This is a genomic window from Wandonia sp., assembly GCF_984588085.1.
Map to the genome: position 1 here is coordinate 23,206 of NZ_CFIGVI010000028.1, position 13,905 is coordinate 37,110.

The following is a 13,905-nucleotide window of genomic DNA, read 5'->3' on the forward strand; positions in this document are numbered from 1 at the left end:
TCTATTGTTTCTTATTCCTCTTCCTCAAACCATTTCACACCTTTAGTGATCAACTTCTCAAAGAAACTTCCTTTGGTTCTCTTCGAATGCGTTTTTATAGTACTTGAAGCATGTGTCATGGACTCCCGCTCCATTTTCTGGAACCCTTTAATAACCAAACCAATCCCGGTTGCATAAATCGGGCTTGTCAGATTATCAATATTCGGAGACGGCGCCAGATGCTCGTTCGGATATCCTACACGCGTATCCATTCCGGTAATGTATTCGAACAATTGTGTTACATGCTTCAATTGCGCACCTCCACCTGTTACCACTATTCCTCCAATCAATCTCTTTTCGTATCCCGAATTACGGATTTCATAGTGTACATGTTCGATAATTTCCTCCATACGTGCCTGAATGATACTCGCCAGATTCTTCACAGAAATCTCTTTTGGCTCACGACCTCTTAATCCCGGAATACAAACTATTTCGTTATCCTGGCTTTCGCTTGCCAAAGCAGAACCAAATTTTTGTTTCAATAACTCTGCCTGACGCTTCATTATCGTACATCCTTCTTTGATATCTTCAGTAATCACGTTTCCTCCGAAAGGAATTACAGCTGTATGTCGAATAATTCCCTCATGAAAAATAGCTACATCTGTGGTACCACCACCTATGTCTACCAAAACAACACCTGCTTCTTTTTCTTCGTCAGAAAGCACCGCTTCGGAAGAAGCGAGAGGTTCAAGAATCATTTCATCTACCGTAAGTCCGGCTTTATCCACACATTTTTTGATATTCTTTGCTGCGGAAATTCGTCCAGTGATAATGTGGAAATTCGCCTCCAGACGAACACCGGAAATACCAATCGGATTTTTGATTCCCTGGTCACCATCTACAATGTACTCCTGAGGCAGAACATGAATAATTTCTTCGCCCGGCTCCATTACGAGTTTGTACATATCATCAATCAGTGCATCAATATCGATTTGTGAAATTTCGTCTTCATTGGATTTACGTGTCAGAATACCACGGTGCTGCAAACTTTTTATATGTTGTCCTGCAATACCGACATTTACCACATTAATCTCAAGGCTTCCCTCAACCCTCTCCTGTGCTTCACGGACAGCAGTCACTATCGACTGAACTGTCTGTTCAATATTTGATACAACACCACGTTTCACACCCAACGACTCGCTTCGTCCCATGGAAAGTATCTCTATTTTCTCATGTTCCGTTCTGCGACCAACAAAGCAGGCAATCTTTGTGGTTCCGATATCCAGTCCTACTACAATTTCATTCGACATTACAAACTCCTTTTGGTGCAAACTATTTGTTTCTTAAACTTCAAATTTATTGTCTCGTATTTCCCCCACCCGGCAAATGGCATTGCCTCACGGTAAAAAATCTTCAACTTATCAAATCGCTCTTTAATAACTGCTTCATCATCAATTTTTCCAAAAACGATTTGCTGCATTCCTACTCTCGGAATCAACACAAAATCACCATTTTCTTCAATATGGATCTGGGTGATTTGAGCGTGCAAGAAGGCATCATTACAAACATAGTTTGTTATTGCATAGATCTGAGGCAGAAGACTAATACTTTTCAAACTGTCATTGTTAATTATTTCGTTTATATCCGGGTCATACAGCTTATCCCTAACCTTTCCTGTAACCGGAATCACACGTGCTGTATAGATCGGAGACAGGGGCATTTTTTTCCCTTTATCGTCCAGATAATAGCTTTCTCCGCGGGTATTAAATATCCGTGCAACCGGTCTCCGGATCTTCCCTGAAATGGTCCACTCACCGCTCAAAGACGCATAAACCTTAGCCTCCTCAATTTCAGGCATTTCAACCAAAACCTGTTCAATATATCCCGTATTCAGTTCTTTACGCTGAATGGATTCAATTTTAATTCCTTTTTTCACCAGTCGCCCCTTTACATCTTCGGAGCTTAAAAAGACATTGTCCTGCGGTGTTTCAAGAACAATTTCCGGAAAGTCCATTATACGCTCTTCGTGCGACTTTTTTGTAAATCGCATCACAAGAATCACTCCTATACAGAAGAGTCCCCAACCGATATATTTAAGCTTTGCTTTCATACCAGTCTGTCTCTTAGAGGTTGTACAATTCGATCAATATCCCCCGCACCTATTGTCAGTAGAACGTCCCATTCGGATTTTGTCACATATTCTACAACTGCATCCGGAGATAATACCTGCCCTTTATTACCTGGGATCTGCTTTACTAAAGCTTCACTTGTGACACCTTCTATTGGTAGTTCACGAGCCGGATAGATTGGAAGTACTATCAACTCATCCAATTCAGAAAGTGAACGGGCGAACTCAGGCATAAAATCACGCGTTCTACTGAATAAATGTGGTTGAAAAATTCCCAAAACGCGTTTTTCCGGATATAACAGACGGATTGAGGACAAAAGAGCTTTGATTTCCGTCGGATGGTGCGCATAATCATCAATATATATCCTGTTGGGTTCATTAATAATGTATTCAAAGCGTCTTTTGACACCTTTAAATGACTTCAACCCTTCTATAATTGCCTCTTTTGAGACTCCAAGTTCCAGACAAACCCCAATCACTGCCAGTGCATTTTCAGCATTATGTATCCCGGGAACGCCCAATATTACATTTTGCCAAACTTCATCATACACACGTACCTCCATACGAAATGTACCTGCTTCATACCGCAGATTCATCCCCTGAATGTCTGCTTCGCTATTTAGCCCGTAATGAATCTGTTTACAAGCAGAAGGTAGCTGAATGGTATCGTGAATAAGTAAAAAACCTTTGGGATCAATTTTATTAATATACAATTCAAATCCTTCCAGAAGCGCCGAGGCACTTTCGTATATATCAAGATGATCAGCATCTACAGCTGTAAGTACTCCCCCAAAAGGATGTAACTGTAAAAAGGAACGATCAAACTCGTCCGCCTCAACAACACTGATATCGGAAGAAGAATCCAACAACAGATTTGTCCCATAATTACTACTTATTCCTCCGAGAAAAGCATTGCAACCAATACTCTGATGCAGTACATGTGCCAACATTGTACTAGTAGTTGTCTTACCGTGCGTTCCTGCCACACCAATTCCTTTCGTATACTGCGTAATGTATCCAAGCATTTGCGCCCTTTTCATCATTACATACCCCATATCTCTAAGAGCTTCTAACTCTCCGAAATTTGTGGGAACAGCGGGTGTATAGATAACAATTGTTGATGTTTTGTCTAACTTTCCTACAACTGTTTCTCCCCAATCCTCAAAATGGATATCGATTCTTTCTTTTTGTAATGCATCCGTCAGTGGAGATGGGGTTTTGTCATAACCGGACACCTTTTTCCCCATTGCATTAAAATATCTCGCCAATGCAGACATACCGATACCTCCGATACCGATAAAATAGACGCTATTTACTTCTTTCAGATCCACTATATCACGTTGACAATTTCCTGTACAATATCCTGTGTTGCATTTGGCTTCGCCAGGGCTTCAATAGCTTCGCTCAAACCTTCCTGCGCTTCCGCATCTGCTGCAAGCTGTAAAATCTCATTTACTAATACATCCCGGGCTTCAATATCTTTCACTAACCTCGCCGCCCCTATGTTTACTAATGCCATGGCATTTTTTGTTTGGTGATCTTCCGCCACATTTGGTGACGGAACAAGAATCACCGGCTTTTTTACCAGGCAAAGTTCAGACACCGAGATCGCCCCTGCTCTGGAAACAACAATGTCAGCTGCCGCATACGCCAAATCCATTTCAAAAATGAATGGATTTAACCATACGCCATCCGGTAAACGGTCTTTCCATTTATTCAATAGAGCATCTGCGTAATATTTACCGCACTGCCAGATTACCTGAATATTATTTTCGGCAAGCTTCTGGACACCTTCATCCATTGCATCATTCAGTGTTTTGGCCCCCAGGCTTCCTCCGATTACCAAAACAGTTTTCTTCGCTGCCGACAACCCAAAATACGCAAGTGCTTTGTCCTTCTTCCCTTCAATTTTCGTCACTTCAAGCCGAACCGGATTCCCGGTAATTGCAATCTTCGAAGAAGGAAAAAATCTTTCCAACCCCTCATAGGCAACGCATATCTTAGCCGCTTTTGCAGCCAACCATTTATTGGTTTTACCAGGAAAAGAATTCTGTTCCTGAATGACGGTAGGTATTTTAAGTGCATTCGCCATTTGTAAAGTAGGTCCTGAAGCGTATCCTCCAACACCTATCGCTACCTGCGGATCAAATTCTTTAACAACTTTTCTTGCCTTCATCAGACTTGAAAGCAACTTAAAAGGCAGTACCAGATTTTGTACTGTGATCCTGCGCTGCAATCCGGCGATAGGCAATCCTACTATTTTATATCCGGCAGCAGGCACTTTTTCCATCTCCATTTTTCCTTCTGCCCCAACAAAAAGAATATCGCACTCCGGGAACTTTCTTTTGATTTCATCTGCAATTGCAATAGCCGGAAAAATATGTCCTCCGGTTCCACCACCACTTATTATTACGCGTTTCAGTTCTTTCATTCTATGCTTCTTTTACTTGTTGCGACCGCGCCACACTCTGGATAATCCCCAGTGAAACACAAACCATTACCAAAGCAGAACCTCCCATTGCCAAAAAAGGCATATTCTGCCCCGTAACCGGGAAAACACCTGTACAGACCAACATATTTACAGATGCTTGTGTAATCAGAATCAAACCTATTCCAACACATAGATAGACTTCAAAAAGCCGTTCGGATTTCAGACCAATTCGAATTATCCGAAACAACAAAATCAAATACGTCAGAATAAGACCCACAGCACCTATAAGACCAAACTCCTCAACAAAACTGGAATAGAAAAAATCAGCGTATGCCTCTGCTGTAAATAACTTTAACTTTCCTTTACCCGGGCCTACCCCACTGACTCCACCATTGTGTATCGCCAATTCCGCATTAATCGATTGCGCATTTGTCAACACATCTTTTTCTTCTGCTGCCCGATTCAAAATTCGGTTTTCCCAGGTTTCGTAACGCGGAAGAAGATTCAGATCCGGAGCCGCCTTATGCAACGCCACCATTAATCCTCCTGCCACAATCCCACCTCCTATCAGGGTGAGAATCATCTTTAAGCGGACCTGTCCGATAAACATAATGACCAATGCAATAGCAAAAATAATTGCTGCTGTTGAGAAGTTGTCTTTTGCAATCAGCGCAACAATCAATAAAACAGGCCATATAACCGGCCAAAATCCTTTTTTCCAATCATGCAACACATCTTTCTTCTTAACCAAAAGCCTCGACAGATATATGATTAGAGCCAGTTTGGCAAAATCAGAAGTCTGGAATGTCAGTGATATTATTGGTATTCTTATCCATCGACTGGCATTATTAACCGTAACACCAAAGAAAAAGGTAAATATCAATAAGGCTATTGACAGGTAAAAAATGAACCTTGCCAAACGGGAAAGCAGGACGGGACTTTGTTTATGCACCCAGAACATCAATCCAAAACCAATGATTACATATACAAAATGCTTGAAAAGGTATTTAAACGGTGTTCCTCCTTCAGTTTTTACCAAAATAGGAACAAAACTGTAGACCGTTATTAACGAAAAGGCAAGCATAAGGATTGTTAAAATCCAAATGGCCTTATCCCCTTCCAGATATTTTAATACATTTTTTACCATTAGCTGTTACAGCTTCTGTTTTTAGCAATACACACGGGAAGTATAATTCATGATGTTGTTTCCATCAAACTGTTTTCCCCCGTGGTTATACATTGACATCATTAAAGTGCTCGTACAGCCGTCTTAAATTGATTTCCTCTATCCTCGTAGTTTTCGAATAAATCAAAGCTTGCGCAAGCGGGAGATAGTAAGACTGTTTCTTCTTTAGCCGCCAATCGATACCCAAAGGCAACCGCTTCTTCAGATGAAGATGCTTCAACAATGGTAGGAACCACAGACTTAAATGTCTCAATGATTTTTGAGTTATCTGTTCCCAGGCAAATGATCGCTTTTACTTTCTCTTTCACCAAATCAATTAGTTCTGAGTAGTCATTTCCTTTATCCACACCACCTACTATCCAGACAGTTGGTTTCTCCATACTTTCCAGGGCATACCAGGTAGAGTTTACATTGGTTGCTTTTGAATCGTTAATAAATTCAATTCCGTTTACCCGTGCCACAAACTCAAGTCGGTGTTCTACATTTTGAAAATCGGACAAACTCTCGCGCACAATTTCCTTTCTGATTTCCAGAATTCTTCCTGCAATCCCTGCAGCAAGGGAATTTTGGGTATTGTGCTTACCCTTCATTGCTAAATCGTGAATAGACATAGTGAACTGGTCTTTAATTATAATTGTTATTTGTTTGCTATCTGAAAAGCCGCCAAAACTGACCGGCTGTTTTATTGAGAAAGGAACACAATTTGTTTCCGGCTTTCTCTTTTCAATCTCGCTCGCAATGATCGGATCATCCATATTGTAAATGAACCAACCATCACGATCCATATTTTGTAGAACTCTGAACTTAGAATTCACGTAGTTTTGCATTTCGTAATTGTATCGATCCAGATGATCGGGAGTAATGTTTAAGAGAATCGAAATTGTCGGTTTGAATTCAAACATTCCATCCAACTGAAATGAACTCAACTCAAGAACAAACCATTCTCTGTCTTTTTCTGCCACCTGACGGGCATAACTTGTACCAACATTCCCTCCTAACCCTGCATCAAATCCTGCCTTCTTCAGCAAGTGATGTACTAATAATGTTGTTGTCGTTTTCCCATTACTTCCGGTAATACATATCGTCTTAGCCGATGAATAATACCCTGCAAATTCAATTTCCGAAACCACCGGAATATTCTTTTCTCGAAGTGCTACAATCAAGGGTGCTGTATCTGGAATCCCGGGACTTTTCACCACCAGATCCGCTGTTAAAATTTCAGCCTCGGAGTGCTTACCCTCTTCAAAAGGAATAGAACTCTCCTCCAGCTCCTTTTTAAAAGCAGCCTTAATCTGTCCACGATCGGAAACCAGTACTTTATTACCAAACTTTACAGCCAGTAATGCCGCACCGACTCCACTCTCTCCGGCACCCAAAACAACGATATGACTATTTGTATAGCGCACTATCTCAATTTCAGTGTTACGATACTTATTACTGCCAAAAGAATTCCTACAATCCAGAAACGGGCTACAATTTTTGCCTCATGCATACCTAACTTCTGGTAATGGTGATGGAGCGGAGCCATTTTGAAAATACGCCTCCCATCTCCGAATTTTTTCTTGGTGTATTTGAAATACCCGACCTGCAACATTACCGACAGGTTTTCGATCAGGAAGATTCCACACAATACAGGGATCAATAATTCTTTACGGATGGAAATGGCAAAAACGGCAATCATTCCCCCTAGCGCAAGACTCCCGGTGTCTCCCATAAACACTTGCGCCGGATAAGCATTATACCACAAGAACCCAATACAAGCCCCCACGAAAGCAGCAATAAAAATCACCATCTCTTCCGCCATGGGGATATACATGACATTGAGGTAATCTGCAAATCGGGCATTGGAACTAACATAGGCAAAGACAGCCAGCGCGATACCAATGATTGCGGAGGAGCCGGTGGCCAATCCATCCAGACCGTCCGTCATATTGGCTCCATTTGAAACGGCAATCACGATAAAAATTACGATCGGAATAAACCAAAGCCAACCCCAGTTCGTACTATGATCTCCCCCAAGCCAGTTGTAATTGAACTCGTTGTTTTTGACAAAAGGAATGGTCGTCGTCATATCTTTGGTACGAATCCACTTAAATGTTTTATTTTCCTCAAGAGAGGTATCATGAAAATGCGATACTTCCATTTCATTCGTCTGGAGCACATAATCCTTAGGTACTTTTTTGTGAACCTGCACATCAGGATGAAAATACAGGATAGACCCCACGATCACACCTACCCCTATTTGTCCGATTACTTTAAACTTCCCTTTTAATCCTTCCTTATTTTTCTTAAAAACTTTAATGTAATCGTCCAAAAATCCAATTAACCCCAACCACACAGTTGAAATCAACATGGTAATGACGTAAACGTTGTCCAGTTTAGCGAACAATATCGTCGGGATAAGAATTGCACTCAGGATGATAACGCCTCCCATTGTCGGAGTCCCTTCTTTTTCTTTTTGCCCCTTCAGTCCCAGATCACGTACTGTTTCACCAATCTGCAATTTTCTCAGATAGTTAATGATTCTGCTTCCGAAAACAATTGATACTATTAACGAAAAAATCAGTGCCATTCCCGCACGGAACGAAATGTAGTCGAACAACCCCGCTCCGGGGAAGTCTAATTCATCCAGGTATTCAAATAAATAGTACAGCATTATTTCTCCAGTTTTATAAATAGTTCGTTAACAATTGCCTTATCGTCAAAGTCGTGTTTCACTCCGTTTATTTCCTGATAGGTTTCATGCCCTTTCCCTGCAACCAGAATTATATCTCCCGGTTCAGACAAACTAATGGCAGTCTTTATAGCTTCTTTGCGATCAGTGATGGAAAGTGTCTTTTTAAAATTATGACCTCCCACTCCCGCCATCATATCTTCAATAATAGCAGCCGGATCTTCTGTTCTCGGATTATCAGAAGTCAGAATAACGCGATCCCCGATTTCACAAGCTATTTCAGCCATCTTCGGTCGCTTGGTTTTGTCTCTGTCTCCACCACAACCAACTACTGTAAAAACCGTCTCGTTTCCTGTTCTGATATTTGCAATTGTTTTCAATACATTCTCCAGTGCATCGGGTGTGTGTGCATAATCGATAATCGCAGTAACACCTGTTTTACTCACTGTGTATTCAAACCGCCCATTAACCGATCCCAGCTTACTCATTTCAGTAAGCACCTCTATTTTATCTTGTCCCAGTAATTGGCTTACTGCAAAAACCGCAAGTAAATTATAGGCATTAAAATCTCCGATCAGTTTAGTCCAGACCTCTGTACCATCAATAGAAAGCACCAATCCACTGAACTGATTCTCCAGCACTTTCAATTTATAATCTGCCATTGACCGGATGCCGTAGCTACTCTTTTTCGCCAGTGTATTCTGGAGCATAACCCCACCGTTTTTATCATCGGTATTTGTCAATGCGAAAGCGGATGATGGAAGCTGATCAAAGAATGCCTTTTTTGCCTGGATATATTCTTTAAATGTTCCGTGATAATCCAAATGATCATGCGTAATATTTGTAAATACTGCTCCTGAGAATCTAAGCCCTACTATTCTGTTCTGGTGAACTGCATGCGAGCTCACTTCCATAAAACAATATTCGCAACCCTCCTCCACCATTTTAGCCAACAGCATATTCAGAGCAATCGGATCAGGCGTTGTATGCGTAGCAGGAACATCTTTACCACCTATTTTATTCACGACAGTAGAAAGCAACCCCGACTTGTACCCCAATCCTGAAAACAGCTGATGCAACAATGTTGCTGTTGTTGTTTTTCCGTTTGTTCCTGTAACTCCAACCAGTGTAATTTTTTCAGAGGGGTTGTCATAAAAATTAGAAGCAACTATTCCCAGTGCTTGAGAAGAGTTTTCTACCACGTAGTAATTCACTCCTTCTACCGCATCAACAACCTCTTCACAAATAATAGCCCGACATCCGGCAGCAATTGCACTACCGATGTAATCATGACCGTCATTTACCACACCTTTGACAGCAATAAAAAGAGTCCCTTCCTCTGCTTTTCTCGAATCAAAAACCACTGCCCCAACTTCGTGATCAGTGGTTCCTTTCACTTCTTTCAATGAAACTCCGTATACTATTTCCCTGACCTTTTTCATCATCTCAATTCCAGTTTTATCACCCCTCCAGTGGGAGATTTCACTCCCGGCATAATGGATTGATGAACAACGTGACCTGTACCTGACACTTCAATATACAATCCCTCGTTCCCTAACAGGTACAAGGCATCTTTCAACCCCATCCCTACAACATTAGGAACCAATCCTTTTACCACTTCTCTTTTATTCAGTTCGACAAATTTTTCCTTTGCAGTTGTCGAAACCCAGTCATCTCCACTGTTCTTTTTCTTTTTGATATGCAGATTATCCAGTATCATATCCAGATCTCCGCTATGTCCATCCAACGAAGGCGGTGTAACCTGCGTCAGTAATTGCTGTTCATTTATAGCTTTTTGGTACTTCAGATGAGTTGAGTACACTTTGTTTGCAATAGCTGAGAAAACCGTTCCGGAAACTTTTGACCCGTATATATTCCTTGATGGAGCAGCTATCACTACGATACATGAGTAAATCGGATCATCTGCCGGAAAATATCCACAGAAAGAAGCCTGATGCTTTAGTCCTTCTTCACTATCAGGTCCTGCATCCAATCGTGAAGTACCTGTTTTTCCTGCGATCTTAAAATTCGCTGACTGTAAACTCTTTCCTGTTCCGTTTTCCACCACCCCTTCCAGGCATGCTTTAAGAATATTGATTGTATTTTCTGAACAAATATTCTGTCGCAATACAACTGGATCAAATTCTTTTTCAACAATTCCGTTTTTGCGGATCTGACTCACAAACTGCGGCTTCATAACGGTCCCGTTATTAGCCACAGCATTATAAAACGTCAATGTCTGGAGTGGTGTCAACTGTATTTCGTAGCCAATTGACATCCAGGGAAGAGAAATCTTTGACCAGCTCGGATCACCCGGCTGATACATGGTTGGTTCCGGCTCTCCTTCAATTTCAATCCCTAACACCTCACCAAGTCCAAATGAACGAAGACGATCTACAAACTTCATCGGATCATCTTTGTACGCCTCATCCACTACTCTTGCAATTACATTTGACGAAAGTTCAAATGCTCTTTTTATACTAATCCATCCGTATGCGCGGTTTCCTGTATCATGCAATTTCGCATTATAAAAATTAAATACTCCTGTAGCCTTAACCGTATCTTCAATGTTTATTTTGCCATCCTCTAACAATGCCATAAGAGAAGCTAACTTTATTGTTGATCCGGGGTAACTTTTTAGTCCTACAGCAAAATTGTATGTCTCAAAATATCCCCCTGACTCCGTTCTCTGTAGATTTGCAATAGCCTTGATTTTTCCTGTTTTCACTTCCATCACAATAACAGAACCATGTCGGGCATTTTCACTGATCAATTGGTTCATCAGTTCATTCTCCGCTACTTCCTGAATATCTTTATCTATAGTTGTAACGATATCTGATCCGTCTACTGTTTCTTTCAATATTGATCCGGTAGGTTTCAAACCTGTTTCCAAACGTTGCTTTAATTCAATCCCCTGCTCTCCGGCAAGCACTTCATCATAAGCAGCTTCCAAACCTACCCGCACATCTTCGTTCACATATCCTAAAGTCCGGTGTGCAAGAATTCCGTGAGGTCGTTTCCGAACGATCGTTTCGATATTATCGATTATCCCGCCTTTATTTCTCCCTTCCCGGAAAATCGGAAATGTCCGGAGCTTTTTCCTTTCTTCATTCGTCGCTTTTCTGCGGATCAAAAGAAAACGATTACCTGAAGCACGCGCTTTTCTGATCATCTCAGCATATCCACGTGAAGATTTTTCAGGATACACTTTGCTCAACATCAAAGCCAATGAATCCAAATCCTTATCAAAGATTTCCTTTTTCACAACAGTAGGATCCATTCGAATCTCATAAAAAGAAACGGATGTAACCAATGGATTTCCTTTATCATCCAAAATCTGTCCTCTCCGCGATTCGATAGGCACCTCCACCATTTTTATCCGCTCAGATTCTCCCACAAGGATATTATCTCTCCCTTCAACCTGGATCATAACCGTTTTGACCAACACGGTAAGCATGATGAGTACAAACCCGAAATACATCAGGTACACTTTCCATAATATGCTTTTTCTCTCTTCCAGAATTACTCCTTTTCTTCTTTTACCCGTATTACTTTCGGAGGATCAATTGATTCAATCAATCCCGTTCCTTCCAGTTTCTCTAACAATTTCCCCCTTGCCGTCTCTTCCTGAAAACGAGCTTTTAACTCAACATAATCAGACACAATCTCATCCAATTCTGCTTCTGTCTTTATTACATTATCCGAGACTTGTTTTACATAATACCCTTTGGTAATCAACAAAAGCAAGAGCAACATTACATAGAAGATAAACCCGAGATTTTCGATCACGAATTCACGTGTAAGAAAATCTCCGCTCAGGATCTGGGAAACTGTTTTTGAACCCTTCATTTTTTTTCCGGGTTTTGCATTATCAGGCTTCTCAGCTTCCTGCTGCTCTTTATCTACATACTTATTTGACACCCATGTCCAGTTTTACAGCGATTCTCAGTTTAGCACTTCGCGACCGTGAATTCCTCTCCATTTCTTCATCAGAAGGCAATATTGGTTTGCGATTCACTTCTTCGAGTGGTTTTACAATATTTCCGTAAAAGTCTTTTTCAATCTTTCCGTCAAAACTTCCCCGCTTCATGAAGTTTTTCACCAACCGATCTTCCAGTGAATGATAGGAAATCACCACCAGTCGACCTCCCGGCTTCAGCACCTCTACAGCTTGTTCCAGCAATTTCTTTAGCACATTGATTTCATCGTTAACCTCAATGCGGATTGCTTGAAATACCTGCGCAAGAAACTTATGTTCTTTTCCTTTTTGTGCAATCGGCTGAATTACTTCCTTTAGTTGTCCGGTAGTTATTATCGGTGTAATCTGGCGCGCTCTAACGATAGCTTCAACTGTTCTTTTCAGACTCTGCACTTCTCCGTATTCGCGCAAAACACGGTACAGGTTCTCCTCATCGTATTCGTTTACCACATACCGGGCCGTCAATTTTCCGGATTGATTCATCCGCATATCCAACTCATCGTCCATTCGAATTGAGAACCCTCTTTCACCACTATCAAACTGATGAGAGGAAACACCCAAATCTGCCAGTATTCCATCTACCGGAAAAAGTCCGGACATACGAAGCTGATTTTTCAGGTATGCAAAATTTCCCGCTATAAACGTAAAGTTAGTAGCATCCCATGCGTTGGTTTTAGCATCCGGATCCTGATCAAAGCCAATCAGATGTCCTTTCTCTCCAAGAAGTTTAAAGATTTCACGAGCATGCCCTCCTCCACCAAATGTAACATCTACATAGCGTCCATCAGGACGAATATTTAATGCGTCAACACACTCATTCAGGAGAACTGGTATGTGGTAAGTTTCTTCGTTATTCTTCATTTTCTAATCCACCCATTACTTCATCTGCCAAATCGGCAAAATCAGCCATGTTCGAATCAATCATGTCAAAATAATGTTGCTTATCCCAAATCTCTATCCGGTCATTATACGCAATCAACATCACCTCTTTCGACAAACCTACCCGCTCCATATGTGTCACAGGAATGTGAATACGACCAGCAGAATCAAGTCCTATAGCTTTCGCTCCCTGATGGAACAGACGATAGAACATTCTGTTTTTCGGCTTAAAGAGGTTCATCTTTGACAATTGCTCACTCAATTTATCCCATTCATTCATCGGATAAAGTGTTAAACAATCCTCAAAACCTTTATTTAACATGAAATTTTCCTGGGCAGCAGGCGAGAGTTGCTTCCTCAGTCCCGAAGGAAAGAGAAAACGCCCTTTAGCATCGAGCTTCACCTCATATTCACCTACTAATCCAGCCATGACTTCTAATAATGGGTAAAATTACGGAAGAAATCCCCACTTTTTACCACTTATTTACTCATTGTTGAAAACTTAATACGACAAATAAGCATACAAGGTTACAAAAACAACTCAAAAAACCATTATACACAGTACTTTTAGAAGAATAATAAAAAGTGGTAAAAAGTGGTAATTAAAAATCATTTGTGAACAAAAAAATGGAGTTATCAACAGTAGAAT

12 protein-coding genes are annotated in these 13,905 nt (G+C 41.0%); all 12 read right to left on the reverse strand.

Annotation, left to right across the window (positions count from 1 at the left end; all coding sequences use genetic code 11):
* Nucleotides 1-11: 11 nt before the first annotated feature.
* On the reverse strand, nucleotides 12-1,289 hold the full coding sequence (gene ftsA, locus AC4PL9_RS10830; RefSeq protein WP_491604772.1) for a cell division protein FtsA: 1,278 nt from the start codon (nucleotides 1,287-1,289) through the stop codon (nucleotides 12-14).
* Nucleotides 1,289-2,089 carry a cell division protein FtsQ/DivIB gene (locus AC4PL9_RS10835; RefSeq protein ID WP_491604773.1) on the reverse strand — a complete coding sequence of 267 codons (801 nt, stop codon included), beginning with the start codon at nucleotides 2,087-2,089 and terminating at the stop codon, nucleotides 1,289-1,291. The genes ftsA and AC4PL9_RS10835 overlap by 1 nt, the downstream gene beginning before the upstream one ends.
* On the reverse strand, nucleotides 2,086-3,438 hold the full coding sequence (gene murC, locus AC4PL9_RS10840; protein ID WP_491604774.1) for a UDP-N-acetylmuramate--L-alanine ligase: 1,353 nt from the start codon (nucleotides 3,436-3,438) through the stop codon (nucleotides 2,086-2,088). The genes AC4PL9_RS10835 and murC overlap by 4 nt, the downstream gene beginning before the upstream one ends.
* On the reverse strand, nucleotides 3,438-4,538 hold the full coding sequence (murG, locus tag AC4PL9_RS10845; protein WP_491604775.1) for an undecaprenyldiphospho-muramoylpentapeptide beta-N-acetylglucosaminyltransferase: 1,101 nt from the start codon (nucleotides 4,536-4,538) through the stop codon (nucleotides 3,438-3,440). Before murG ends, murC begins: the two co-directional genes overlap by 1 nt.
* Before the next feature lies 1 nt (nucleotide 4,539).
* Nucleotides 4,540-5,685 (reverse strand): FtsW/RodA/SpoVE family cell cycle protein, encoded by a 1,146-nt coding sequence (locus tag AC4PL9_RS10850; RefSeq protein WP_491604776.1) that lies wholly within the window; start codon nucleotides 5,683-5,685, stop codon nucleotides 4,540-4,542.
* 101 nt (nucleotides 5,686-5,786) lie between these two features.
* Complete coding sequence (gene murD / locus AC4PL9_RS10855; RefSeq protein ID WP_491604777.1) at nucleotides 5,787-7,130, reverse strand: UDP-N-acetylmuramoyl-L-alanine--D-glutamate ligase; 1,344 nt, start codon at nucleotides 7,128-7,130, stop codon at nucleotides 5,787-5,789.
* Nucleotides 7,130-8,380 carry a phospho-N-acetylmuramoyl-pentapeptide-transferase gene (gene mraY / locus AC4PL9_RS10860; RefSeq protein WP_343790520.1) on the reverse strand — a complete coding sequence of 417 codons (1,251 nt, stop codon included), beginning with the start codon at nucleotides 8,378-8,380 and terminating at the stop codon, nucleotides 7,130-7,132. Before mraY ends, murD begins: the two co-directional genes overlap by 1 nt.
* Nucleotides 8,380-9,843, reverse strand: coding sequence for a UDP-N-acetylmuramoyl-L-alanyl-D-glutamate--2,6-diaminopimelate ligase (locus tag AC4PL9_RS10865; RefSeq protein ID WP_491604778.1), 1,464 nt, complete (start codon nucleotides 9,841-9,843; stop codon nucleotides 8,380-8,382). Before AC4PL9_RS10865 ends, mraY begins: the two co-directional genes overlap by 1 nt.
* Nucleotides 9,840-11,879: a penicillin-binding protein gene (locus AC4PL9_RS10870; RefSeq protein WP_491604779.1), complete on the reverse strand. Its 2,040-nt coding sequence runs from the start codon at nucleotides 11,877-11,879 to the stop codon at nucleotides 9,840-9,842. Before AC4PL9_RS10870 ends, AC4PL9_RS10865 begins: the two co-directional genes overlap by 4 nt.
* Before the next feature lie 41 nt (nucleotides 11,880-11,920).
* A complete protein-coding gene (locus AC4PL9_RS10875) occupies nucleotides 11,921-12,319 on the reverse strand; it encodes an FtsL-like putative cell division protein (RefSeq protein ID WP_343790531.1) in 399 nt (132 codons plus the stop codon).
* The gene (gene rsmH / locus AC4PL9_RS10880; protein WP_491604780.1) at nucleotides 12,309-13,238 is read right to left on the reverse strand and encodes a 16S rRNA (cytosine(1402)-N(4))-methyltransferase RsmH; all 930 of its coding nucleotides are present in this window, start codon (nucleotides 13,236-13,238) and stop codon (nucleotides 12,309-12,311) included. Before rsmH ends, AC4PL9_RS10875 begins: the two co-directional genes overlap by 11 nt.
* Entirely contained in the window at nucleotides 13,228-13,686 is a 459-nt protein-coding gene (gene mraZ / locus AC4PL9_RS10885) for a division/cell wall cluster transcriptional repressor MraZ (RefSeq protein ID WP_491604781.1), read from the reverse strand. Before mraZ ends, rsmH begins: the two co-directional genes overlap by 11 nt.
* Between the last annotated feature and the right edge of the window lie 219 nt (nucleotides 13,687-13,905).

Excerpts from the sequence above, each read along its gene's own strand:
- murG (WP_491604775.1), bottom strand. The coding sequence starts at position 4,538 with ATGAAAGAACTGAAACGCGTAATAATAAGTGGTGGTGGAACCGGAGGA.
- AC4PL9_RS10865 (WP_491604778.1), bottom strand. The coding sequence starts at position 9,843 with ATGATGAAAAAGGTCAGGGAAATAGTATACGGAGTTTCATTGAAAGAA.
- ftsA (WP_491604772.1), bottom strand. The coding sequence starts at position 1,289 with ATGTCGAATGAAATTGTAGTAGGACTGGATATCGGAACCACAAAGATT.
- AC4PL9_RS10835 (WP_491604773.1), bottom strand. The coding sequence starts at position 2,089 with ATGAAAGCAAAGCTTAAATATATCGGTTGGGGACTCTTCTGTATAGGA.
- AC4PL9_RS10870 (WP_491604779.1), bottom strand. The coding sequence starts at position 11,879 with ATGTATTTCGGGTTTGTACTCATCATGCTTACCGTGTTGGTCAAAACG.
- mraZ (WP_491604781.1), bottom strand. The coding sequence starts at position 13,686 with ATGGCTGGATTAGTAGGTGAATATGAGGTGAAGCTCGATGCTAAAGGG.
- rsmH (WP_491604780.1), bottom strand. The coding sequence starts at position 13,238 with ATGAAGAATAACGAAGAAACTTACCACATACCAGTTCTCCTGAATGAG.
- AC4PL9_RS10850 (WP_491604776.1), bottom strand. The coding sequence starts at position 5,685 with ATGGTAAAAAATGTATTAAAATATCTGGAAGGGGATAAGGCCATTTGG.
- mraY (WP_343790520.1), bottom strand. The coding sequence starts at position 8,380 with ATGCTGTACTATTTATTTGAATACCTGGATGAATTAGACTTCCCCGGA.